We start from the raw sequence: 22,008 nt of genomic DNA, 5'->3' as shown, positions 1-22,008 counted from the left end.
TTTTGCGGAATACGCGCTATGCCTGTTCAATCTCTTCGCGGAGCATTTCAAGTTCGAGCCAGCGCTCTTCGGCAGCAGACAATTCTTCATGCGCCTTGGCGATGGCGGCGGAGGTGTCGTCGAACTTCTTACGATCCTTGGTGTAGAGGTTGGGATCGTCGAGCACGCGTTGCAGCTTGGCGATATCGGCCTGCAACGCTTCCATCTTCTTCGGCAGCGTTTCCAGCGCGTGCTTCTCGTTGAAGCTCAGGCGCCGCTTTGGTGCGGCAGCGGGAGCAGCTGGCCGTTCCTCTTTCTTCTCCGCCGAGGCCTGCACCTTTGCCGTATCACGTTTGAGGTCCGCGCCGCGCTGCGCCAGCATGTCGCTGTAGCCGCCGGCATATTCGATCCATTTGCCGTTACCCTCGGGCGCGATCACGGAGGTGACGACGCGATCGAGGAAATCGCGGTCGTGGCTGATCAGGATTACCGTGCCCTCGTAATCGCCGAGCATCTCCTCGAGCACGTCGAGGGTGTCGAGATCGAGATCGTTGGTCGGCTCGTCCAGCACCAGGAGGTTCGAGGGCTTTGCCAGCGCGCGGGCCAGCATCAGCCGGCCACGCTCGCCGCCGGAGAGCACCTCAAGCGGCGTGCCGCGCTGTTCCTGTGCGAACAGAAAGTCCTTCATGTAGCCGACGACATGCTTCGGCTTGCCGCCGACCATGATGTGATCGCCGCGGCCACCGGTCAGCGCTTCAGCCAGCGTCGACTTCGGATCGAGGCTTTCACGGTGCTGGTCGAGCGTTGCCATCTCGAGATTGGCCCCGAGCCGCACAATGCCGGAATCCGGCTGCGTGCCGCCGGTGAGCAGGTTGACCAGGGTGGTCTTGCCGGCGCCGTTCGGCCCGATGATGCCGAGCCGATCGCCGCGCTGAATGCGGGTGGAGAAGTTTTCGACGATCTTGCGCTCGCCATAGGCCTTGGTGATGCCCTTGGCCTCGATCACCAGCTTGCCGGACTGCTCGGCTTCCGCGGGTGCCAGATTGGCGCTGCCGGCGCTGCCGCGATAATTGCGACGCTGGTCGCGCAGCGCATGCAGATTGGCGAGGCGCTTGACGTTGCGCTTGCGCCGGCCGGAGACGCCGTGGCGCAGCCAGTGCTCCTCGTCGACGATCTTGCGGTCGAGCTTGTGCTGGTCGCGCTCTTCCTCCGCCAGCACCTCGTCGCGCCAAGCCTCGAACGAGGCAAAGCCGCGGTCGATCTGCTTGATTTTGCCGCGGTCGAGCCAGGCGGTGGAGCGCGACAGGTTGGTGAGGAAGCGGCGGTCGTGGCTGATCAGCACCAGCGCACTGCGCCGGCTGTCGAGCTCCTTTTCCAGCCACTCGATGGTGGAGAGATCGAGATGGTTGGTCGGCTCGTCAAGCAGCAAGATGTCGGGCGAGGGCGCCAGCACGCGGGCGAGCGCGGCACGACGGGCCTCGCCGCCAGAGAGGTTATGCGGGTTCTCCTCGCCGGTGAGACCGAGCTGTTCCAAGAGATAACGCGCCTGGTGCAGGTCGTCGCCGGGCGCGAGGCCTGCCTCGACATAAGCGAGCGTGGTCTTGTGCTCGCCGAAGTCCGGCTCCTGCGGCAGATAGCGCACGGTAGCGCCAGGCTGCACGAAGCGCGTGCCGCCATCGGGTTCGACCAGGCCGGCGGCGATCCTGAGCAGCGTCGACTTGCCGGAGCCGTTACGGCCGATCAGGCAGACGCGCTCGCTTGGCGCGACATTGAGCTCGACGCCGCTCAAAAGCGGCGTGCCGCCAAACGTCAGCCTGATGTCTTTCAGTTGGATCAGCGGCGGCGCCATGGTCAGCTCTGACTGGTTGCGGCCGCATCAGCGCGGCGGCGCTGAATCCGGCGCAGCGTCTGGTCCAGCGCCGAGAGGAATGCGGAACGGTCGCGCGGCGCGAACGAGCGCGGGCCGCCGGTGACTTCGCCGGCCGAACGCAGATCCGTCATGAGGTTGCGCACCGCCAACGTCATGCCGATCGATTCCTCCGTGAACGGCTTGCCGTTTGGTGCGATCACGTCGGCGCCCGCCTTGACGCAACGGCTGGCCAGCGGAATGTCTGATGTCACGACAACATCGCCGGGCTTGGCGCGCTCCGCGATCCAGTCGTCGGCCGCGTCCATGCCCGGACCGGCGGCGATGCGCTCGATCAGGGGATCTTGGGGCACGCGGATGAAATTGCCGGCAACCACGCTCACGGGCACGCCGTGGCGGAGCGCGACGCGGTAGATCTCGTCCTTCACCGGACAGGCGTCGGCATCGATATAGATGCGAGTGGGGGTGTCAGTCATTGGCCGCGTGGTACCCCATTCGGGCCGCAAAGGCGAGGGGATTGACCGGTGTTCCCTGGGCTCTACGATCAGCTCCGAAACAACAAGAACGGGAACGCCAGCCATGCCGGACCGGCTCGAAACCTATCGCGTCCAGGCCTACAACACTGCAAAGCAGTCCGAGAACAAGATGCACGACGACACGGTGGCGCGCCGTTTCGGCTTTTCCGGCGGGCTGGTGCCGGGCGTCGATGTCTTCGCCTACATGATGCACGTGCCGATTGCCCGCTGGGGCCGCGATTTCCTCACCCGTGGACTGGTCGAGGCGCGCTTCATCAAGCCGGTCTATGACGGCGAGACCGCCGATGTCGATGCCACCGAGCACAATGGCCTGCTGACGATCGAGGTGTTCAGTCGCACCGAGCTTTGTGCGACGGGCACGGCCACGCTGCCAGCGGCGGCGCCGACGATTTCGCTGAGCGACTATGTCGAGGTGCCTGTTGTTGGCGAGCGCACGCCAGTCAGTCCGGCGACGTTCGAAACGGGGAAATGGCTGGGCACGCTTCCGCGCCGCTGGGCTGAACAGGATGCGGCCGACTATCTCGCCGATATCAGGGAGACCGATCCGATCTTCGCACGCGAGAGGCTCGGCCATCCCGGCCTGATCCAGCGCGTCATCAACCGCGTGCTGGTCGACAACACCATTCTGGGTCCGTGGATTCACGTCGGTAGCCGTATGCAATTGCTGGCGGCCGCGCGCGCTGGCGACGAGATCACCGCGCGGGCAAAAGTCACCGCGAATTACGAGAAGAAGGGCCACCGCTTCGTCGAGCTCGACGCGCTGGTTGTTGCCAACGGCACCACGCCGCTGGCGCATTGCCAGCACACCGCGATCTATCAGCCACGCGAGCAGGCTGCGGCGTAGGGAAGGCGCACGGCGCGTCCTCACATTCGCTGTCATTCCCCGCGAAGGCGGGGAACCCAGTACGCCGCGGCCATCAAGAAAACCACAACCGTCTCGGAGTACTGGATCGCCCGGTCCCGGCTCCGCCAAGGCTACGCCGAGGCCCACAGGAGTGCTCGGCCCGCCGAAGCCTTGGCGAAGGCGGCAAGCCGGGCGATGACAGTTTGCGCGTGGAAACGGCAGGTGATCGCTCTGCGAGAGAGGCCCTTACGCCGCCTTGGCCTTCGCCTCTTGGATCGCCCGCCACACCCGCTCCGGCGTGAGCGGCATGTCGATGTGGTTGATGCCGTACTCTGAAAGCGCGTCAAGTACCGCGTTCACCACCGTCGACAGGCTGCCGGCGCAGCCGGCTTCGCCGCAGCCCTTGCTGCCGAGCGGATTGGTCGTGGCCGGCACCGGATGATCGCCGACCGTCATGTTCGGCACGTCCTCGGCGCGCGGCAGCGCGTAGTCCATCAGTGAGCCCGTGATCGGCTGGCCGCTGTCGTCGTAGCGGATCTGCTCCATCAGCGCCTGACCGATGCCCTGGACGACGCCGCCATGGAGCTGGCCCGCGACCAGCATCGGATTGATCACCGTGCCGAAATCGTTGACCGCGCTGTAGCGCACGATCTGCACCACGCCGGTCTCCGGATCGATCTCGACCTCGGCGACGTGGCAGCCGTTCGGGAAGGCCGACGGCACCGGCTCGCTGGTGTGGTCGACGTCGAGGCTGTCAGGCACGCCCTCCGGCACCTTGCCACCATGCAGGCGCTGCGCCAGCTCCATGATATCGATGCTGCGATCGGTGCCAGCGATGGTGAAGCGGCCGCCTTCGAACTCGATGTCGGCCTCGGACGCCTCCAGCATGTGCGCGGCGGCGCGCTTGCCCTTTTCGATCACGAGCTTGGCGGCTCCCACGATCGCCATGCCGCTCGCGGTGATCGAGCGCGAACCGCCGGTGCCGTTGCCGGTGTGCACGATGTCGCTGTCGCCCTGGACGAGCTTGACGCGCTCGAAGGGCACCCCGAGCTGCTCGCTCAAAACTTGCGCAAACGGCGTCGCATGGCCCTGGCCGTAATCGAGCGTGCCGGTGACGAGCTGCACGGTGCCGTCAGGGTCGAACACGATCTTGCCGAGCTCGGGGCTCGGCGGCGCCGTGACCTCCAGATAGGAGCCGACCGCGATGCCGCGCAGCTTGCCGGCCTTTTTGCTCTCCTTCTTGCGCTTCGCAAAATTATCGTAGTCGGAGATTTCGAGCGCCTTGTTGAACACGGCCTGGAAGTCGCCGCTGTCATACGTGACGCCGGAGGAGGCCGCGAACGGCATCTGGTCCGGCTTGATGAAGTTGCGCTTGCGCAAGGTCAGCCGGTTGATGCCCATCTCGTCGGCGGCGCGGTCGATCAGCCGCTCCATGTAATAGTTCGCCTCGGGCCGACCGGCGCCGCGATAGGCGCCCATCAGCGTGGTGTTGGTCAAAACCGTCTTGATGTCGACCGCCATCAGCGGCGTGCGATAGACGCTGGAAAAATTCTTGCCGATATTGAGCGAGAGCGGCCCCGGCGCAACGCCGGTTATATAGGCGCCAAGATTGCCGTAGCCGGAGAGCTTGGCCGCGAGGAAATGCCCCTCGGCATCGAGTGCGAGCTCGGCATGGATTTTTTGTGCACGGCCGTGGCTGTCGGAGAGAAAGCTGGTGGAGCGCTCGTCCAGCCATTTCACCGGCCGCTCCAGCGCCTTCGCCGCGTACAGGATGCACATGTACTCGGGATAGTTGATGTTCTTCATGCCGAAGGAGCCGCCGACATTGGCGGTGAGGATGCGTACCTTCTCGTTCGGCACTTTCAGGTTCTTGGCGAGATTGGCCCGGTTGCCGGCGACACCCTGCGTCGGCACCTGAAGCGTGTAGCGCTCGGTCTTCTTGTCGTAGGAGGCAAGCCCCACGCGCGGCTCCATCGAGACCACGGCGACGCGGGTATTCTCGATGTCGAGCTTGGTGACGTGGGCGGCGCTGGCAAACGCCGCGTTCACCTTCTCCATGTCGCCATAGTGGTAGTCGAGCGCGACGTTGTTCGGGATATGGTCGTAGAGCTGCGGCGCGCCGGGCTTGGCCGCTTCCTCGGGGTCCGTCACTGCCGGCAGCGGCTCGATGTCGAGCTCGACGGCGTCGGCCGCATCGCGCGCCTGGGCCAGCGTCTCTGCCACCACGAAGGCGACGGGATCGCCGACGAAGCGGACCTTGTCGGTCGCCAGCGGCTGACGGTTAGTCTGAAGCAGGGGCGAGCCGTCGCGGCTCTTCAGCGGCAGGCCGCAGGTGAAGGGGCCGTAGCCGGCTGCATCGAGATCGGTGCCGGTCCACACCCCCAGTACGCCCGGCATCGCCTTGGCGGCATCAATGCCGATGCGGCGGATGATGCCATGGGCGTGGGTGGAGCGGACGACAACGGCATAGGCCTGGCCGGGCAGGTTGAAATCGTCGGTATAGCGGCCTTTGCCGCGCACCAGCGTGTCGTCCTCCTTACGTCGGACGGGCTGCCCGACGCCATATTTTTGCAGTGCAATAGCGTTTTCGAGCGCGGACGATTTGGTATGTTCTTGCATGGAGTGACCTGAAAAGCCGGTATTTGCGCATTTTCGCGGCAGCGGGAGACCGGACCTCACTGAAATACCCCACGGCCCCGTTCACGACAACGCACGAATGGGCATGGTCCCATGTGATGCGATGTTGCGCAGACCTGCTGCGCTGCTAATGTTTCAGGCGAAAAGCAATTCCAGATCGGCCCGATGGGTCGCGGAAAGACAGTTTGTATGAATGACCACACGCGGCTCCGCGATGGCCTTGGGCTGCACGGTGAGCTGGAGGGGTCGATGGCGGCGGTGGCGTTGGCCACTGTACCGGCCGTCGGCGCGCAGGCGCCGGGAACCGGCGTCTATGCGGCGCTGGACCTCGGCACCAACAATTGCCGACTCCTGATCGCCTGTCCGACCCAGGACGGCTTTCGCGTAGTCGATTCCTTCTCGCGCATCATCCGGCTCGGCGAGGGCGTCTCGGCAACGGGATGCATCAGCGAGGCGGCGATCGAGCGCGCCATCGCGGCGCTCAGCATCTGCCGCGACAAGATCAATTTGCGCAAGGCGCGGCGGCTGCGCCTGATCGCGACCGAGGCCTGCCGCGCAGCCTCGAATGCGCAAGGTTTCCGCAGCCGTGTCGCGGCCGAGACCGGCATCGAGCTGGAGGTGATCGACCGCGAGACGGAGGCGGCGCTCGCCGTGCTCGGCTGTTCGCCGCTGGTGGACCCCAGAGGACGCGGTGCGATCCTGTTCGATATCGGCGGCGGCTCGACCGAACTGGTGCGGATCGAGCGCGATCCGGAAAATCCCGAGCCGCGCATAAAAGCCTGGATGTCGATCCCGCTTGGCGTCGTCACCCTCGCCGAGCAGTTCGGCGGCCGCGACGTGACGTCGGAGATCTATGCCGCGATGGAGCAGGAGGTTGCGAGCCACGTCGCGCCGTTTGCGGGGCAGCATGGCGGCGATCTCGCCGACATGCATCTTTTGGGCACCTCCGGCACGGTAACCACGCTCGCCGGCATCCATCTCAACCTCGCGCGCTACGACCGCCGTCGCATCGACAGCATCTGGATGAACGATTCCGACATCACCGCGACCATCAACAAGCTGCTCGGCATGAGCTACGAGGAGCGTGCCGGCAACAGCTGCATCAGCATCGAGCGTGCCGATCTCGTGCTCGCCGGCTGCGCCATTCTCGATGCTATTAGGCGCGCCTTTCCGCTGCCGCGTCTGCGCGTCGCCGATCGGGGCTTACGCGAAGGCATGCTGGTCGAGATGATGCGCGAGGACGGCATCCTCAGGAGCTGGTGAGATGGCCAAGGACACCACCGGCCGCTTGCACGTCCAAGTCAAGACCAAGGTCAAGACCGGCGGCAAGCGCAAGCTCTCGTCGAAGCTGTGGCTGGAGCGGCAGCTCAACGATCCCTATGTCGCGAAAGCCAAGGCGGCGGGCTATCGCTCGCGCGCGGCGTTCAAGCTCTTGGAGATCGACGACAAGTTCCGTCTTCTCAAGCCAGGCATGGCTGTGGTGGACCTCGGTGCAGCGCCCGGCGGCTGGAGCCAGATTGCCGCCAAGCGCGTCGGCTCCACGGAAGGCAAGGGCAAAGTCGTCGCGATCGACCTGCTGGAGATGCCTGAGATCCCGGGCGTCGATTTCGCGCAGCTCGACTTCATGGACAATGACGCCCCCGAAAAGCTCACCGCGATGCTGGGCGGCGGCGCCGACGTCGTGATGTCGGACATGGCGGCCAACACCACCGGCCATCGCAAGACCGACCAGCTCCGCATCGTCGGTCTCATCGAGACCGCGGCGGCCTTTGCCTGCGACGTGCTCAAGCCCGGCGGCACGTTCCTGGCAAAGACTTTCCAGAGCGGTGCCGACGCCGATCTGCTCGCCCAGCTCAAGCGCGATTTCACCGCCGTGCGTCACGTCAAGCCGGCCGCGAGCCGCCAGGATTCCTCGGAACGCTACGTGCTGGCGACGGGCTTTCGGGGCGAGGCGAAGGCGTAACCACAAGCGCTGTCATTCCGGGGCGCCTCGAAGAGGCGAGCCGGGAATCCATTTCTCCTCGCGCTCCGCGGCACAATAGATTCCGGAGATTCCAGGCTCGATGCTCCGCATCGCCCCGAATGACCGAAGGAACTCACCCCAGCCGCTGATCCCGCACGTCCTGGGTATCCTCGCTCGCTGCCTTGAGCGCTGCCTTCTCTGCGCCCTTGCCGGCACCTTTGCGGCTTGCGATCTCCGCCGCCTTGCGGCCGGAGATCTCGTGACCGGCGTCAGCGGGCATCTGCCAGAAGAACCAGCTAGAGGCCGCCGAGGTCAGCGCGACCACGACAAAGGCCGGCGCGAACACGGTGGCGTCGAGCTCGCTGACATGACTGAACCACATGGTCGTCTCGACGCAGGCCGCGCCGACGGCGACGCCGGCGGAGACCGCGAGCTGCTGGTTGACGCTGACCAGCGTGGTGGCCCGGCTCATCTGGGCGGTCTCGACATCGGCATAGGCGACTGTGTTAATGGCGGTGAACTCCAGCGAGCGGAAGAAGCCGCCGACCACCAGGATCACCATGATGATGAGCAGCGGCGTCGTCACCGTGAACAGCGCGCAGACGCCGAGGAAGAATGCGCTGATGATCGCGTTCACCGTCATCAGATTGCGGAAGCCAAAGGCGCGGATGATGCGCGCCGCCAGCGTCTTCATGCCCATGGCGCCGAGCGAGGAGGCAAAGGTGACGAGGCCGGAGTGGAACGGCGACAGGCCGAAGCCGATCTGCATCAGGAGCGGCAGCAGGAAGGGCAGCGCGCCGATGCCGAGCCGGAACATGAAGCCGCCGAGCACGGCCGCGCGTAGCGTCGGCAGCTTCAGCAGCGAAAAATCCAGCACCGGCGATCCCGTCCGCCTTGCGTGGATGACGTAGAGCGCCATCGAGATCGCGCCGCCCACCACCAGCGCGGCAACCGTGCTCCAGGGCAGCAGGTTGAGCCCGGCGACGGAGAGACCAAACGCGATGCCGGCCAGTCCGATGCCCGCCAGCATCATGCCGTAGAGGTCGAATGGTTCCTGAGTCTCGCTCTTGATGGGATCGATGAAGCGCAGCGCCATGAAGATGCCGAGCAGCCCGATCGGGATGTTGATCAGGAAGATCCAGTGCCAGGAGGCGTAGGTGGTGATGAAGCCGCCGAGCGGCGGGCCGATCACCGGGCCGATCAGGGCAGGGACCGTCACCCAGGCCATCGCGTTGACCAGCGCGCTCTTGTCGACCGAACGCAGCAGCACGAGACGCCCAACAGGCGTCATCATGGCCCCGCCCATTCCTTGCAGGATGCGCGCGAACACGAAATCGGTGACCGAGGTCGAGAGCGCGCAGCCGACCGAACCGACCATGAACACGCCGACCGCGATTGCGAACACCATGCGCGCGCCGAAGCGGTCGGCGGTCCAGCCGCTCGCCGGGATGAACACGGCCAGCGACAGCAGATAGGAGGTGATCGCGAGCTTCAGCGTCAGGGGACTGGTGCCGATGTCGGCCGCGATCGCCGGCAGCGAGGTGGCGATCACCGTCGAGTCCATGTTCTCCATGAAGAGAGCAGTGGCCACGATCAGCGGAATGACGCGTTGCTTGTCGACCATGACGGAATGGTAATGAAAATCGGAAGGAAGAGTGGACTTGCGGCTTATCACCCCCGTCAGGCCGGGACCATTGCGCAACAACGCATAGCACCTAAATGCCGCGTAACGGTGTGACCCGCTTCAACGGTTGCACCCCGGGGAGTCTCGCTCCCTCGTCATTGCCGGGCGCCCCTTCTGGCGCCAGCCCGGAATGACGGTGGGTGGGGGCGCGCACAGGCTATCCCCGCTGAATCTGCCCAAAAAGCCTGTGCATGGCTGTCCGGCGGTCCGAATTGCTTTGATTCGTCACGCGGCCGTGCTATCGACCCGCGTCAACCCCACCGATGGGCTCCGATTCTCCGGCGATGCCGCAAGGCACGCCGAGGGCGGCGCTCATCCATAGCTATTTGCGGCAGGGCCGCAGGAAGGAGTTGGCAGATGGCCACGGTGCAACTTCAAGGCATTCGCGAAGCCTTCACGTTCGACGACGTGCTGTTGAAGCCTGGCCTGTCGGACGTCATGCCGGGCGAGGTCGACATCCGTTCCCGCGTCACCCGCGCCATTCCGCTCAACATCCCGATCATGGCCTCCGCCATGGACACCGTCACGGAGGCGCGTATGGCGATCGCCATGGCGCAGGCCGGCGGCCTCGGCGTCATCCATCGCAATTTCGACCCCGACGGGCAGGCTGCCCAGGTGCGGCAGGTCAAGCGCTACGAGTCGGGTATGGTGGTGAACCCGCTCACCATCAGCCCCGAGGCGACGCTCGACGACGCACTCAAGCTGATGAGCGATCACGGCATCTCCGGCATTCCCGTCGTCACCGGCGCCGGCAAGTCCACGCCGGGCAAGCTGGTCGGCATTCTCACCAACCGCGACGTGCGGTTTGCGACCAACCGGCAGCAGAAAATCTCCGAGCTGATGACGCACGAAAATCTCGTCACGGTGCGCGAGAATGTCAGCCAGGACGAGGCGCGGCGGATGCTGCACCAGCATCGCATCGAGAAGCTGCTGGTGGTCGACGAGCAATATCGCTGCGTCGGCCTCATCACCGTAAAGGACATGGAAAAGGCGGTCGCCCATCCGCTCGCCTGCAAGGATGCGCAGGGCCGCCTGCGCGTTGCTGCTGCCACCACTGTCGGCGACACCGGCTTCGAGCGCACCGAGCGCCTGATCGATGCCGGCGTCGACCTCGTCGTCGTCGACACCGCGCACGGCCATTCGCGCCACGTGCTGCACGCCGTCAACCGCATCAAGCGTCTCTCCAATTCCGTGCAGGTCGTTGCCGGCAACATTGCCACCACCGAAGGCGCGCAGGCACTGATCGACGCGGGTGCGGATTGCATCAAGGTCGGCATCGGCCCGGGCTCGATCTGCACCACGCGCATCGTCGCCGGCGTCGGCGTGCCGCAGCTCACCGCGATCATGGATGCGGTGGAAGCCGCGAAGAAGTCCGACGTTCCAGTGATCGCCGACGGTGGCATCAAGTTCTCCGGCGATCTCGCCAAGGCGCTTGCCGCCGGCGCCGACATCGCCATGGTCGGCTCGCTGCTCGCCGGCACCGACGAGACGCCGGGCGAAGTGTTTTTGTGGCAGGGCCGCTCCTACAAGGCCTATCGCGGCATGGGCTCGGTCGGCGCGATGGCGCGCGGCTCGGCCGATCGCTACTTCCAGCAGGACATCAAGGACGCGCTCAAGCTCGTGCCTGAGGGCATCGAGGGCCAGGTACCCTACAAGGGCCCGGTCGGTAACGTCATGCACCAGCTCGCCGGCGGCTTGCGCGCCGCGATGGGCTATGTCGGTGCGCGCGACATGAAGGAGCTGCACCAGAAGGCCCAGTTCGTCCGCATCACCGGCGCGGGCCTGCGCGAAAGCCACGTCCACGACGTCACCATTACGCGCGAAGCGCCGAACTATCCGGGCGGCGGTTAGTCGTTTTCGCTCTCGTGCCCCGGACGCAGCGCAGCGCTCTTTCAGCGGGTGCGCTGCAGAGCCGGGGCCCAGCGTTCTTCCATACTGGGCAATCATCCGTGCTGCGTGGGTCCCGGCTCTGCGCAGCAGCGCAAGAGCGCTGCGGCGCGTCCGGGACACGAGAACGGCGCATGCCTGCCCGACTACCCTCTCCACTGCTTTTGTATTGACGCGCCTCGCTCCCTCCGCTTCGCTTGCAACGAAGAAACTCCGGAGGAAGCCATCATGTCCCAAGGCAAACGCATCGTTCTCGCCGCGCGTCCCGTCGGCGAACCCAAGCCGTCTGATTTTCGTCTGGAGGAATTCGCGGTGCCGACGCCGGCGGCAGGCGAGGTCCTGTTGCGCACGATTTGGCTGTCGCTAGATCCCTATATGCGCGGGCGCATGAGCGAGGGGCCATCCTACGCCGCACCGGTGCCGATTGGCGGCGTGATGGAAGGCGAGGCGGTCAGCGAGGTCGCGGCGTCCAACAATCCTGATTTCGCGGTCGGCGATATCGTGCGCATCCGCTCCGGCTGGCAGACCCACGCGATCTCGAACGGCAAAGGATTGATCAAGGTCGATCCCAAGCTCGGCCCGATCTCGACCTCGATCGGCGTGCTCGGCATGCCCGGCATGACGGCCTATACGGGCCTGCTCGACATCGGCAAGCCGCAACCGGGCGAGACCGTCGTCGTCGCCGGCGCCTCCGGTGCGGTCGGTTCGGCCGTCGGCCAGATCGCGCAGATCAAGGGCGCGCGCGCGGTCGGCATCGCTGGCGGCAAGGACAAGTGTGATTACGTCGTCAAGGAACTCGGCTTCGATGCCTGCATCGATCACCGCAGCCCCGATCTCGCGGCAAAGCTCAAGGATGCCTGCCCTGGTGGCATCGACGTCTATTTCGAGAATGTCGGCGGCGCGGTGTTCGAGGCGGTGTTCCCGCTGCTCAACCCCTTCGCGCGCGTGCCGGTCTGCGGCCTGATCGCGCATTACAACGACACCGAGGCCAAGCCGCCGAAATGGGCCGCATCCTTGATGCGCAACATCCTCACCAAGCGTCTGACCTTCCGCGGCTTTATCGTCTCCGACTTCGCCGCGCGCCATGGCGATTTCTTGCGCGACATATCGGCCTGGGTCCGGGAGGGCAAGGTGAAATACAAGGAGTTCGTCACCGAGGGCCTGGAGAGCGCGCCCGGCGCCTTCATGGGCCTCTTGAAGGGCGCCAATTTCGGCAAGCAGCTGGTGCGGGTCGGACCTGACAAAGTCTAGCTGCGCCGGGGCCACACGCCGGCGGGTATGGTTAAGAAAGAGTCACCAAATGGTCACACCTTGAGGCAAAAGCCGCAGGTGTGACCCGTGTTCATTGACCCCGAGGTGAAGGCATTGAATCATCGCGCATATTTTAGGTGCTGCGATGTTAGAGATTGGTATTTTCTGCGTAATGCTGCTGGCAGCCGGCTATTGGGCGACCATGTTCGTCATGGGCCGGCGTAACGACGTCATCCATGGCAAGTTCGTGCATGTCGACGAGGAGGGCGATGTCGTTGGTCCCTCGATGCCGCCGCCGCCGCCATTCCCGAAGCGTCCGGTCCAAGCCGCCCAGCCGGCCAAGGTCCAGCCTACCAAGGATCCCACGGCCAAGCCGGTCAACAGCGAGGCGCTGCAATCCTTGCTGGCTGCGATCCAGCAGGATCTCAAGAGCGTCGCCCGAGCCGTCAAGCAGGCATTAGTGCTCGTCGCCCATTAGGGCAAGGAGCTCTTCGATGTCGACATCGACCTGGCCCGCGGCCCTGATGTGGCGGACCTCAAAACTGTCGGGCTGGAAACGATACTCGACGAGCCCGACTTCCTTGATCGCGATCCGGTCCTGGCGCGCATCGTTGATGACGAAGCCGGCCGACGGCGCCCAGACATGGCGGGTGAGGCGATAGGTGAAGTCGCGCCGCTGGTGCACATGACCGCTGGCGATGAGCCGGAGATCGACGCGCTCGAACATCTCGATCAGTCGCGCCCGGGCCGGCTGCGGCACGTAGCGGATCGCGGTTTCCGGCGTTTCGGGATCGTCCGGCAGGTTGAGAAACAGCGGCTTGTGCAGGAACAGCGCGACCGGCTTTCCCGTGGTGCGCGCGATCTCGCGGGCCAGCCAGTCGAATTGTTCGGCCTCGAAGGCGAGCCCTGCATTCATGACAAGTGAATCGAGGCCGATGAAGCACCAGCCGGCAGCCTCGAACGCCCAATGGTCCTCGCCGATGATGTCGCAGAATTGTCGGCGGTGCGCCTCGCTGACCGGCGGCTTCGGCGCCGGTCCAATCATGGTTGGATTGTCGCCGATGTCGTGATTGCCGGGGAGATAGCGGCAGGCGATGGGCAGGGCATCGTGCAGGCTTTTCGCGAATGCGACGTCATCCACGCTGGTCGGGCCGTCGAACGAGACATCGCCGGTATTGATGACGAGATCGGGCCTGTTGGCGTCGATGTGCTCGCTGAGGCGGTGGAAGTTGGCGATCAGGCCGGGAAAGCGCCGGCCGAGATGGGTGTCGGAAATCTGCGTGAGGCGAAATTCGGACATGCGTTCATCATACCCGTTGTCACGCGTCGGAACGATGACGGTGCGGGCATGCGTCGCACGAACAAAGTTTAAAGCGCGCGATAGCGGATCGTATAGCCGTCCTGCGGGCGAGGGCGCCGGCGAGCGGCGAGGCGATGCGGTCGGCATGGCGGTCTCTCGCCTCGCGGCCCGCGGGGGCCGAAATCGCTTTAACGATCGACCTTTGATCGCGAGAGCGGGAACGCCGGTTCAAGTCGTTCATTGTCAGCGCCAAAAGTCGCAGCTAATGACGGTCGGCGGCATTTCGCCTCCCGGGAAAGTTCCGATGTCCGTTCAAATGGTCCTGCTGCCGGTCTTCGTGCAGGTCGCTCTCACCTTCGCGCTCCTGATCGGCATGGTTGTCGCGCGCCGCAAGACGCTGGTCTCGGGCGAGACCAAGATCCGCGACATTGCGCTGGGCGAGCCGAACTGGCCCAAGGGCGCCACACAAATCGCCAATTGCTACCGCAACCAGTTCGAGCTGCCGGTGCTGTTCTACGTCCTGATCGCACTGGCGCTGCCGCTGCGCCGTGCCGATCTCTTCATCGTGCTGATGTCCTGGGTGTTCGTGGTGACGCGCTTTGCCCATGCCGGCGTTTTCGTCTCCTCCAACGATCTCGGCCGGCGCTCCACGGTCTGGCTCGCCGGCGTGCTGGTGCTGTTGGCGATGTGGATCTATTTCGCGCTGAAGCTGCTCTTGCTGATCTAGGCGCTTGTGCGCCAATCTTTTTTGAAAGATTTGAAATGACGCCCGCTGCCCGGCTGTCCGCAGCCATCGAACTGATCGACACCATCGAGAAGGACCGCGTGCCTGCGGCCAAGGCGCTGAAGGAGTGGGGCACCGCGCACCGCTTCGCCGGTTCCGGCGACCGCGCCGCCATCGCCGGCCTGGTCTGGGACGTGCTGCGCCGTTACGCCTCGAGCGCGTACCTGATGGATGCCGATACCGCGCGGGCGCGGCTGATCGGCATGCTCCGCCTCGAGCGAAACATGGATACGGCCACCATGGCCGCGATGTTCGACGGCAGCCGGTTTGCGCCAGAGCCGCTGACGGAAGCCGAGCAGGCCGCGCTCGCCTCGCGTTCCCTGAAAGATGCGCCCGCCGCCGTGGCCGGCGACTATCCAGACTGGCTTGATCCCCACCTTGGAAAAGTGTTCGGCGAGGACCGTGCCGCCGAGGCCGCGGCGATGGCGAGCCGGGCCCCGCTCGACCTGCGCGTCAACACGCTAAAATCCAATCGGGACAAGGTGCTGCGTGCACTTGCTCATCTTCATGCAAAACCGACGCCTTGGTCCGCAACCGGCCTCCGCATCGAGCTTTCGGCCGATGCGCGCAACCCGGGCATCCAGGCCGAGGAGGATTTCATCAAGGGCGCCATTGAGGTGCAGGATGAGGGATCGCAGCTTGCAGCCCAATTCACTGCGGCAAAACCCGGCGAGCAGGTGATCGACCTCTGCGCCGGCGCCGGCGGCAAGACGCTGGCGCTCGCCGCCCTGATGCAGGGCAAGGGCCGGCTGATCGCCACCGACCGTGACAAGCGCCAGCTCGCCCCGATCCACGAGCGGCTGTCGCGCGCCGGTGTCCACAATGCCGATGTCCGCACGCCCAAGGGCGACGCCGATCCGCTTGCCGACATCCGCAGCACCGCCGATCTGGTCGTGATCGACGCACCCTGCACGGGAACCGGTACTTGGCGCCGCAACCCTGACGCCAAATGGCGCATGCGGCCGGGCGCGCTGGAGATTCGCCTGCGCGACCAGGCCGAGGTGCTGGAGCGCGCGGTTCCGCTGGTGAAGCCGGGTGGCCGCATCGCCTACATCACCTGCTCGGTGCTGCCGGAAGAGAACGGTGAGCAGGTCAGGGCGTTCGTCGCCCGCCATCCCGAGTTCACGGTCGTCCCGCCTGAGCAAACCGCGAGCGTGCTCTGGGACAAGGCGGAGGCTTTTGGCGAGGCCGCACTGCAATCGGATGAAGGCTGGCTGATGACGCCGCGGCGGACCGGGACGGACGGGTTCTTCGTTTCGGTGCTGAGGAAATCGGGCTGACCGCGCCAGCGGCGCCCAAAACAAAGCCCCGCGAACCGAATCCGGTCGCGGGGCCTGTGTTCGCTAACCGCTTCTGACCGGTACGTCGGTGGTCAGAAGCGCCTTGCGCCGGCGTTAGCCGACGCGGAGATTGTCAGCCGAGGACTTGCCGCTGCGGCGGTCGGCGACGATGTCGAACGAGACCTTCTGGCCCTCGTTGAGGGAGGAGAGGCCAGCGCGCTCGACGGCGCTGATGTGCACGAATACGTCCTTTTGGCCGTCGTCCGGCTGAATGAAACCATAACCCTTTTGGGTGTTGAACCACTTCACGGTGCCCATAGCCATGGGATTGTCCTTTAGTTAGTTAGAGAGGATACGCACGCAGACCGGTACGCAGCATTGCGCCCATAGTCCCTGATGAGTCGATGTTTGGAGAATTCATCTGAAGCGTGCGCGCCCGTCAGCAACGAAGCGAAGCGGCCCAGTCGTTCGGCCAAGTATCGATGATCACAATATAGCGAGAATTTGGGGCCAGTTCAAGGCACCACCCGTGGCTCGGCATGTCGCGCGCGCTTGCTATTTTGCGGTGCAAATTGGCCGCCCTCGCGCCTCTCAATCGACGATGAAGAGCGTCGCACCCACCGCCGTCGAGGACCGGTGCGCGGCGTCGCCGAAATCCGAGACCTGGTAGCTCATCCCCGCCGTCAGCTTGAACTTGCGCCCGTCGCGCAGCTCCGAGTCGAGCTCGCCCTTCAGCACGTAGAGCACGTGACCGCGATCGCACCAATGATCGGCGAGGTAGCCCGGCGAATACTCGACCATCCGCACCCGGAGTTCGCCGATGTTGAGCGTCCGCCACTTGGCCTCGCCGGTCTCGCCGGGATGCGTGGTGGGCTCGACCTGGCTCCAGTCGGTGACGGTGAACGGGGATGCCGGGAGTTTCATGGCGGAGGTCCAATCGGTGTCGGCAGTGTTGTTAGCGTACACCGCGTTCTCCGTCACTGCGTGTGGGGGTCACGAACCTTCCTCGTTCACGCTGTCATCGCCCGCCTTGTGCGCACTTGCGCACTGGGGCGGGCGATCCAGTATTCCAGAGGCGGCAATGATCGAGCCGAGAAGCCGCGGCGAGGGTGGGGCGGCCTTCCGGAACCGGCCTATGCCGCCAAATGATTCGCCGACCCCTGCACGATCAGCCCTTCGGCGTTCACCCGCAGATATTCGCAGATTCGCTTGCCCCGCTCGTTCTCGTAGAACACAACCACGCTGTCCGGGCTGACGAACACATCGATCAACGAAAAATGCAGGTTCGGCAAAAGCCCGAGCGCCTTGCCCCAATAGGCGCGGAGCGCGTCCTTGCCGCGCACGGTGCCGCTGGCATCGAACCCCATGACGGGGATGCGGTCCGACGTCATCACGGCCGCCTCGTCATAGAGCGTGAGCACGCGTTCGAGGTCGCGCGCATTCCAGGCCTCGACCCAGGTCCGGCCGAGCGCGGCGAGCGTTGATGGCTGATGGTGCTGTGACATGGCGTTCTCCCTGTTCGGCCCCCTGTTTGAGAGGAGGACATAATAGGTCAATATTACTGACCTATATGGTTTTGTCCATGCCCAAAGAAGGATGTGGGGCGCGCGCCCGCGCGGTTGCGGGCAGCTCCCGTGTCGCGTATCTGCTGGCCATGACAGCAGCACAAAACGACCGCTCCGCGTCGACGCCCTCGGTGGCCTCGGCGCACGACAAGATTCTCATCGTCGACTTCGGCAGCCAGGTGACGCAACTGATCGCGCGCCGCGTGCGCGAGGATGGCGTCTATTGCGAGATCGTTCCGTTCAACAAGGCCGAAGCTGCCTTCAACGAGATGAAGCCGAAGGCGGTGATCCTCTCCGGCGGGCCTGAGTCGGTGCATGAGGCCGGCTCGCCCCGCGCCCCGCAAGCGATCTTCGATTCCGGCGTGCCGGTAATGGGCATCTGCTACGGCCAGATGACCATGGCAGCCCAACTCGGCGGCGAGGTCGAGGGCGGCCATCACCGCGAATTCGGCCGCGCCGATGTCGAGGTGAAGGCGCCGAGCAAGCTGTTCGAGGACGTCTGGTCACCAGGCGGCAGGAATCAGGTCTGGATGAGCCATGGCGATCGCATCACCAGGATGCCGCCGGGCTTCTCGGTGGCCGGCACCTCGCCGAACGCGCCCTTCGCGATCATCCAGGACGAGACGCGCAAATATTACGGCCTGATGTTCCACCCGGAAGTGGTGCACACGCCCGACGGCGCCAAACTGATCCGCAACTTCGTGCGCAAGATCGCCGGCCTTTCCGGCGACTGGACCATGCGCGCCTTCCGCGAGGAGGAGATCCAAAAAATCCGCCAGCAGGTCGGCAAAGGCAAGGTGATCTGCGGCCTTTCCGGCGGCGTCGATTCAGCGGTCGCGGCCGTGCTGATTCACGAGGCGATCGGCGACCAGCTCACCTGCGTGTTCGTCGATCATGGCCTTTTGCGTCTCGACGAAGCCAAGACCGTGGTCGACCTGTTCCGCCACCACTACAACATCCCGCTCGTGCACGTGGATGCCTCAAAACAGTTTTTGGGCGAGCTCGAAGGCGTTACCGATCCGGAGACCAAGCGCAAGACCATCGGCCGCCTCTTCATCGAGGTGTTCGAAGAGGAAGCCAAGAAGATCGGCGGCGCCGACTTCCTCGCGCAAGGCACGCTCTACCCTGATGTGATCGAGAGCGTCTCCTTCACCGGCGGCCCTTCGGTGACGATCAAGTCGCACCACAATGTCGGTGGCCTCCCTGAGCGCATGAACATGAAGCTCGTCGAGCCGCTGCGCGAGCTGTTCAAGGACGAGGTGCGCAAGCTCGGGCGCGAGCTCGGCCTGCCCGAAATCTTCGTTGGCCGACACCCGTTCCCGGGCCCGGGCCTCGCCATCCGCTGCCCCGGCGAAATCACCAAAGACAAGCTCGACATCCTGCGCAAGGCCGACGCCGTCTACATCGATCAGATCAGGAAGCACGGCCTCTACGACGTGATCTGGCAGGCCTTTGCCGTGCTGCTCCCCGTCAAGACCGTCGGCGTCATGGGCGACGGCCGCACCTACGACTACGTCGTCGGCCTGCGCGCCGTCACCTCCACCGACGGCATGACCGCCGACTTTTACCCGTTCGACATGAAGTTCTTGGGCGAGACCGCCACGCGCATCATTAACGAGGTGAAGGGCGTGAACCGGGTGGTGTACGACGTGACCAGTAAGCCGCCGGGGACGATCGAGTGGGAGTGATTTTCACCCATTCATACCGGCAGCACCCCAATGGTGGGGATCTGTTGCGGCGCGATCGGCTTCGAAGCACGTCCGCCGTTTAAGACGAGTGTTTTGTGCCGACTCAACTTATGAGATAACGCAGGCTCAATAAGGCCGCGTGGCTCTGGGGGGAGTCGTGAAGATATTTTCCGTTGAGATAGAAAATTTTCGAGGCATTCGCTCCGCAAAGCTCGTGCTGCCTGATCATGCCGTCCTGATCGGCGACAATAACACCGGCAAATCGTCGGTACTTGAGGCGATCGATCTCGCATTGGGGCCTGACCGGCTCAGTCGACGGCCGCCCGTTGATGAGCACGATTTCTATGAGGGCAACTATCTTCCTCTCGCGAACCCCAGGGCCCCCGAAGGGGCGGAGCTTGTCCCGGCCCCGAAGATCAAGGTCGAGGTCACGATCACCAACTTGTCGTCAGAACAGGAGGCGCGCTTCGGCGCCGCCGTCGAGTGGCTGAATACAAGCACCGGCGAGTTCTATCAGGAGGCTAGTCTAGCGGGTGTCGATGTTGCTGAGATCAAGGCGGCGCTCCGGGTCACATTCATCGGCGAATATGACCCTGACGAAGACGACTTCGTCGGCAATACCTACTTCACACGCAGCCTGTCGGAGGACGAGACCCCGACCTCCTTTTCTAAGAAGGATAAGCAGCACTGCGGCTTTCTCTTCTTGCGATCGTTGAGGACCGGATCTCGCGCGCTCAGTCTCGAACACGGCAGCCTGCTGGACATTATCCTGCGGCTCAAGGAGATCCGGCCTCAGATGTGGGAAGGGACGATCGGAACGCTTGCCGGTTTCGACGTTGCGAGCGATCCTGTCCTTGGCATCTCGGGCGTGCTCGAAAGCATCGACAAGTCGCTGAAGAATTACGTGCCGCGCGAGTGGGGAGTGAAGCCGCACCTTAAAGTGTCAAACCTGACACGTGAGCATCTCCGAAAGGTGGTTACTGCGTTCATAGCCACCGGCACGGGCGACCATGCGGCGCCCTTCTTCCGGCAGGGAACGGGGACAATCAATATGCTGGTACTCGCGATGCTGTCGCAGATCGCCGAGGATAAGCAGAACGTCATTTTTGCCATGGAAGAAGCCGAAACGGCGATCCCGCCATATGCGCAAAAGCGAATTGTCCACGAATTACGCAAGCTTTCGGCTCAGTCGCTCTTTACATCGCACTCGCCGTACATCCTCGAGGAGTTCAGCCTCGATGAGACCGTCACCCTTTCGCGAACGGGCAATGGCAAACTGGCCCAGGCAAAGATCGAGCTGCCGGAAAGCGTCAAGCATAAGCGTTATCGCCAGGAGTTTCGGACTCGGTTTTGCGAGGGGCTGCTCTCACGTCGCGTCCTGATCGCCGAGGGCGCAACGGAGGCGACGTCTTTCCCAGTCGCCGCGCGCCGCTTGTCGGAGTTGAACCCGACGATATACGCGTCTTTGGAGGCCCTGGGCGTGTGCGTCATCGACGCAGGGACTGAAACCCAAATCGCCGATCTCGGCGCTCTGTATAAAAGCTTGGGAAAGCGAACCTTCGCCCTATGCGACAAGCAAACCGGTCCGGCCAAGGCGACTATCGAAGCCCAGGTTGAGCGGCTGTTCATGCATGAGGAGAAGGGCATCGAGGATCTGATCCTCAAGAATACGACCCAGGCTGCGCTCGAACGGTTTGCGGACTTGCTGGATTGGCCGCCCCACCTGCAGACTAAATACCCGAACCCAAAGATACAGGTGGTAGTGGCGCTCAAGGACTATTTCAGCTGGTCGAAAGGAAACTGGGGGATCGCAGAATTCCTAGCGCAGTGCTGCGAGGCCGAGATCCCGCAGTGGTTGCGTGAGGCTTGCATCACCCTGAAAGCGCTCTGCGATGTACCGCCACCGCCGGCTGGCGAAGGTGACGAAGAAGACGCTGTCGACCCTCTCAGCTAGGTGGATGTGTCATGGTCGAGCTGACCGAGGCTCAAAAGAAAGTCATTCGGACCGTCGGGCATCACCTCGTGACCGGTGGGCCCGGCTCTGGAAAAACAACCGTCTCGATTCTCAAGGCCGCGAAAATTGCATGTGAGGCGCTGAAGCCCGGCCAGCGCATCCTTTTCCTCAGTTTCGCCCGCGCGACCGTTTCGCGCGTGCTGGAGGCGATCGACGAGGAGGCTGCGATCGCACGTGAGGAGCGACGGAGGATCGAGGTCGATACCTATCATTCGTTCTTCTGGCGCATTCTGAAAGCCCACGGTTACCTGATCGGCTTTCCGCGGCGGATAACGATCCTAACGCCATCAAACGAGGCAATCGCTCTGTCCGCCGTACGGAGTGGCTATAAAGCGGCTTCGAAACTGTCGAATGAGGAGAAAGCGCAGAAGCGCGCACGTGAGGACGCAGAGCGGGCTCGACTCGCAACCGAAGAGGGAAAGGTTTGCTTCGAGCTGTTCGCAGACCGCGTGGCAATCTTGCTTCACGGCTCTAACAAGATCCGGTCGCTTATCTCGACGATGTACCCCTACATCATTCTCGATGAATTTCAGGACACGAGCGCCGACCAATGGCGAGCGGTACAGGCCTTAGGCGTGAGTAGCACGCTGATAGCTCTAGCCGACCCAGAGCAGCGAATCTTCGATTTCATCGGGGCTGATCCGGAGAGGCTTAACCACTTCACAGCCGCTTTCGCACCATCAGTCCACGATCTCGCCGCGGACAATCATAGAAAGCAAAGGCACTGAT

19 protein-coding genes are annotated in these 22,008 nt (G+C 64.0%); 11 read left to right on the top strand and 8 right to left on the bottom strand.

The genetic code is table 11. The features are described 5' to 3' along the window. Positions 1–16: 16 nt before the first annotated feature. Together IVA98_RS18775 and IVA98_RS18770 are read right to left on the bottom strand one after the other, a co-directional pair. Positions 17–1,828 (bottom strand): ABC-F family ATP-binding cassette domain-containing protein, encoded by a 1,812-nt coding sequence (locus IVA98_RS18775; protein WP_247355307.1) that lies wholly within the window; start codon positions 1,826–1,828, stop codon positions 17–19. Between the two features lie 2 nt (positions 1,829–1,830). Further along, positions 1,831–2,322 (bottom strand): YaiI/YqxD family protein, encoded by a 492-nt coding sequence (locus IVA98_RS18770; protein ID WP_247304411.1) that lies wholly within the window; start codon positions 2,320–2,322, stop codon positions 1,831–1,833. A 103-nt stretch (positions 2,323–2,425) separates the two neighbouring features. On the opposite strand from IVA98_RS18770, the gene IVA98_RS18765 reads away from it, so the two are divergent. Continuing rightward, the gene (locus IVA98_RS18765) at positions 2,426–3,226 is read left to right on the top strand and encodes a hotdog family protein (protein WP_247304410.1); all 801 of its coding nucleotides are present in this window, start codon (positions 2,426–2,428) and stop codon (positions 3,224–3,226) included. 246 nt (positions 3,227–3,472) lie between these two features. On the opposite strand, the gene IVA98_RS18760 is transcribed toward IVA98_RS18765, so the two are convergent. Beyond that, positions 3,473–5,845, bottom strand: a complete 2,373-nt coding sequence (locus IVA98_RS18760; protein ID WP_247355306.1) for a xanthine dehydrogenase family protein molybdopterin-binding subunit — start codon at positions 5,843–5,845, stop codon at positions 3,473–3,475. A gap of 207 nt (positions 5,846–6,052) precedes the next feature. On the opposite strand from IVA98_RS18760, the gene IVA98_RS18755 reads away from it, so the two are divergent. Both IVA98_RS18755 and IVA98_RS18750 read left to right on the top strand, forming a co-directional pair. Further along, on the top strand, positions 6,053–7,126 hold the full coding sequence (locus tag IVA98_RS18755) for a Ppx/GppA phosphatase family protein (protein ID WP_247355305.1): 1,074 nt from the start codon (positions 6,053–6,055) through the stop codon (positions 7,124–7,126). A gap of 1 nt (position 7,127) precedes the next feature. Continuing rightward, positions 7,128–7,826, top strand: coding sequence for an RlmE family RNA methyltransferase (locus tag IVA98_RS18750; protein WP_247304407.1), 699 nt, complete (start codon positions 7,128–7,130; stop codon positions 7,824–7,826). Between the two features lie 133 nt (positions 7,827–7,959). On the opposite strand, the gene IVA98_RS18745 is transcribed toward IVA98_RS18750, so the two are convergent. Further along, positions 7,960–9,450, bottom strand: a complete 1,491-nt coding sequence (locus tag IVA98_RS18745; RefSeq protein ID WP_247304406.1) for an MFS transporter — start codon at positions 9,448–9,450, stop codon at positions 7,960–7,962. 417 nt (positions 9,451–9,867) lie between these two features. Here IVA98_RS18745 and guaB point away from each other — a divergent pair, with 417 nt between their 5' ends. The 3 genes from guaB to IVA98_RS18730 all read left to right on the top strand — a co-directional run bounded on the left by guaB (position 9,868) and on the right by IVA98_RS18730 (position 13,126). After that, a complete protein-coding gene (guaB, locus tag IVA98_RS18740) occupies positions 9,868–11,361 on the top strand; it encodes an IMP dehydrogenase (RefSeq protein ID WP_247304405.1) in 1,494 nt (497 codons plus the stop codon). Positions 11,362–11,625: 264 nt separating this feature from the next. Beyond that, the gene (curA, locus tag IVA98_RS18735) at positions 11,626–12,648 is read left to right on the top strand and encodes an NADPH-dependent curcumin/dihydrocurcumin reductase (protein WP_247332662.1); all 1,023 of its coding nucleotides are present in this window, start codon (positions 11,626–11,628) and stop codon (positions 12,646–12,648) included. 145 nt (positions 12,649–12,793) lie between these two features. Continuing rightward, the gene (locus IVA98_RS18730; RefSeq protein ID WP_247304402.1) at positions 12,794–13,126 is read left to right on the top strand and encodes a hypothetical protein; all 333 of its coding nucleotides are present in this window, start codon (positions 12,794–12,796) and stop codon (positions 13,124–13,126) included. Here the strand turns inward: IVA98_RS18730 and IVA98_RS18725 are convergent. Next, positions 13,106–13,948: a metallophosphoesterase family protein gene (locus IVA98_RS18725; RefSeq protein WP_247355304.1), complete on the bottom strand. Its 843-nt coding sequence runs from the start codon at positions 13,946–13,948 to the stop codon at positions 13,106–13,108. The genes IVA98_RS18730 and IVA98_RS18725 overlap by 21 nt on opposite strands. A 304-nt stretch (positions 13,949–14,252) precedes the next feature. Between IVA98_RS18725 and IVA98_RS18720 the strand changes: the two genes are divergently transcribed. Further along, complete coding sequence (locus IVA98_RS18720) at positions 14,253–14,675, top strand: MAPEG family protein (protein WP_128262063.1); 423 nt, start codon at positions 14,253–14,255, stop codon at positions 14,673–14,675. 35 nt (positions 14,676–14,710) lie between these two features. Then, positions 14,711–16,012, top strand: coding sequence for an RsmB/NOP family class I SAM-dependent RNA methyltransferase (locus IVA98_RS18715; RefSeq protein WP_247304399.1), 1,302 nt, complete (start codon positions 14,711–14,713; stop codon positions 16,010–16,012). 114 nt (positions 16,013–16,126) lie between these two features. On the opposite strand, the gene IVA98_RS18710 is transcribed toward IVA98_RS18715, so the two are convergent. The 3 genes from IVA98_RS18710 to IVA98_RS18700 all read right to left on the bottom strand — a co-directional run bounded on the left by IVA98_RS18710 (position 16,127) and on the right by IVA98_RS18700 (position 17,517). Then, positions 16,127–16,336, bottom strand: a complete 210-nt coding sequence (locus IVA98_RS18710; RefSeq protein ID WP_008141931.1) for a cold-shock protein — start codon at positions 16,334–16,336, stop codon at positions 16,127–16,129. A 267-nt stretch (positions 16,337–16,603) separates the two neighbouring features. After that, a complete protein-coding gene (locus tag IVA98_RS18705) occupies positions 16,604–16,936 on the bottom strand; it encodes a DHCW motif cupin fold protein (RefSeq protein WP_247304397.1) in 333 nt (110 codons plus the stop codon). 209 nt (positions 16,937–17,145) lie between these two features. After that, positions 17,146–17,517: a nuclear transport factor 2 family protein gene (locus tag IVA98_RS18700; RefSeq protein ID WP_247304395.1), complete on the bottom strand. Its 372-nt coding sequence runs from the start codon at positions 17,515–17,517 to the stop codon at positions 17,146–17,148. A 149-nt stretch (positions 17,518–17,666) separates the two neighbouring features. Here IVA98_RS18700 and guaA point away from each other — a divergent pair, with 149 nt between their 5' ends. The 3 genes from guaA to IVA98_RS18685 all read left to right on the top strand — a co-directional run bounded on the left by guaA (position 17,667) and on the right by IVA98_RS18685 (position 22,007). Beyond that, the gene (guaA, locus tag IVA98_RS18695) at positions 17,667–19,265 is read left to right on the top strand and encodes a glutamine-hydrolyzing GMP synthase (RefSeq protein WP_247304393.1); all 1,599 of its coding nucleotides are present in this window, start codon (positions 17,667–17,669) and stop codon (positions 19,263–19,265) included. Positions 19,266–19,422: 157 nt separating this feature from the next. Continuing rightward, positions 19,423–21,219 carry an ATP-dependent nuclease gene (locus IVA98_RS18690; protein ID WP_247332658.1) on the top strand — a complete coding sequence of 599 codons (1,797 nt, stop codon included), beginning with the start codon at positions 19,423–19,425 and terminating at the stop codon, positions 21,217–21,219. Between the two features lie 11 nt (positions 21,220–21,230). Continuing rightward, on the top strand, positions 21,231–22,007 hold the full coding sequence (locus IVA98_RS18685; protein ID WP_247355303.1) for a UvrD-helicase domain-containing protein: 777 nt from the start codon (positions 21,231–21,233) through the stop codon (positions 22,005–22,007). Position 22,008 lies beyond the last annotated feature (1 nt).

Source organism: Bradyrhizobium sp. 160, from assembly GCF_023073735.1.
Taxonomy (GTDB): domain Bacteria; phylum Pseudomonadota; class Alphaproteobacteria; order Rhizobiales; family Xanthobacteraceae; genus Bradyrhizobium.
Note: the sequence above shows the minus strand (reverse complement) of the source record. Positions and strands in the feature narration are given on the sequence as shown.

Excerpts from the sequence above, each read along its gene's own strand:
- IVA98_RS18775 (WP_247355307.1), bottom strand. The coding sequence starts at position 1,828 with ATGGCGCCGCCGCTGATCCAACTGAAAGACATCAGGCTGACGTTTGGC.
- IVA98_RS18770 (WP_247304411.1), bottom strand. The coding sequence starts at position 2,322 with ATGACTGACACCCCCACTCGCATCTATATCGATGCCGACGCCTGTCCG.
- IVA98_RS18765 (WP_247304410.1), top strand. The coding sequence starts at position 2,426 with ATGCCGGACCGGCTCGAAACCTATCGCGTCCAGGCCTACAACACTGCA.
- IVA98_RS18760 (WP_247355306.1), bottom strand. The coding sequence starts at position 5,845 with ATGCAAGAACATACCAAATCGTCCGCGCTCGAAAACGCTATTGCACTG.
- IVA98_RS18755 (WP_247355305.1), top strand. The coding sequence starts at position 6,053 with ATGAATGACCACACGCGGCTCCGCGATGGCCTTGGGCTGCACGGTGAG.
- IVA98_RS18750 (WP_247304407.1), top strand. The coding sequence starts at position 7,128 with ATGGCCAAGGACACCACCGGCCGCTTGCACGTCCAAGTCAAGACCAAG.
- IVA98_RS18745 (WP_247304406.1), bottom strand. The coding sequence starts at position 9,450 with ATGGTCGACAAGCAACGCGTCATTCCGCTGATCGTGGCCACTGCTCTC.
- guaB (WP_247304405.1), top strand. The coding sequence starts at position 9,868 with ATGGCCACGGTGCAACTTCAAGGCATTCGCGAAGCCTTCACGTTCGAC.
- curA (WP_247332662.1), top strand. The coding sequence starts at position 11,626 with ATGTCCCAAGGCAAACGCATCGTTCTCGCCGCGCGTCCCGTCGGCGAA.
- IVA98_RS18730 (WP_247304402.1), top strand. The coding sequence starts at position 12,794 with ATGTTAGAGATTGGTATTTTCTGCGTAATGCTGCTGGCAGCCGGCTAT.
- IVA98_RS18725 (WP_247355304.1), bottom strand. The coding sequence starts at position 13,948 with ATGTCCGAATTTCGCCTCACGCAGATTTCCGACACCCATCTCGGCCGG.
- IVA98_RS18720 (WP_128262063.1), top strand. The coding sequence starts at position 14,253 with ATGTCCGTTCAAATGGTCCTGCTGCCGGTCTTCGTGCAGGTCGCTCTC.
- IVA98_RS18715 (WP_247304399.1), top strand. The coding sequence starts at position 14,711 with ATGACGCCCGCTGCCCGGCTGTCCGCAGCCATCGAACTGATCGACACC.
- IVA98_RS18710 (WP_008141931.1), bottom strand. The coding sequence starts at position 16,336 with ATGGCTATGGGCACCGTGAAGTGGTTCAACACCCAAAAGGGTTATGGT.
- IVA98_RS18705 (WP_247304397.1), bottom strand. The coding sequence starts at position 16,936 with ATGAAACTCCCGGCATCCCCGTTCACCGTCACCGACTGGAGCCAGGTC.
- IVA98_RS18700 (WP_247304395.1), bottom strand. The coding sequence starts at position 17,517 with ATGTCACAGCACCATCAGCCATCAACGCTCGCCGCGCTCGGCCGGACC.
- guaA (WP_247304393.1), top strand. The coding sequence starts at position 17,667 with ATGACAGCAGCACAAAACGACCGCTCCGCGTCGACGCCCTCGGTGGCC.
- IVA98_RS18685 (WP_247355303.1), top strand. The coding sequence starts at position 21,231 with ATGGTCGAGCTGACCGAGGCTCAAAAGAAAGTCATTCGGACCGTCGGG.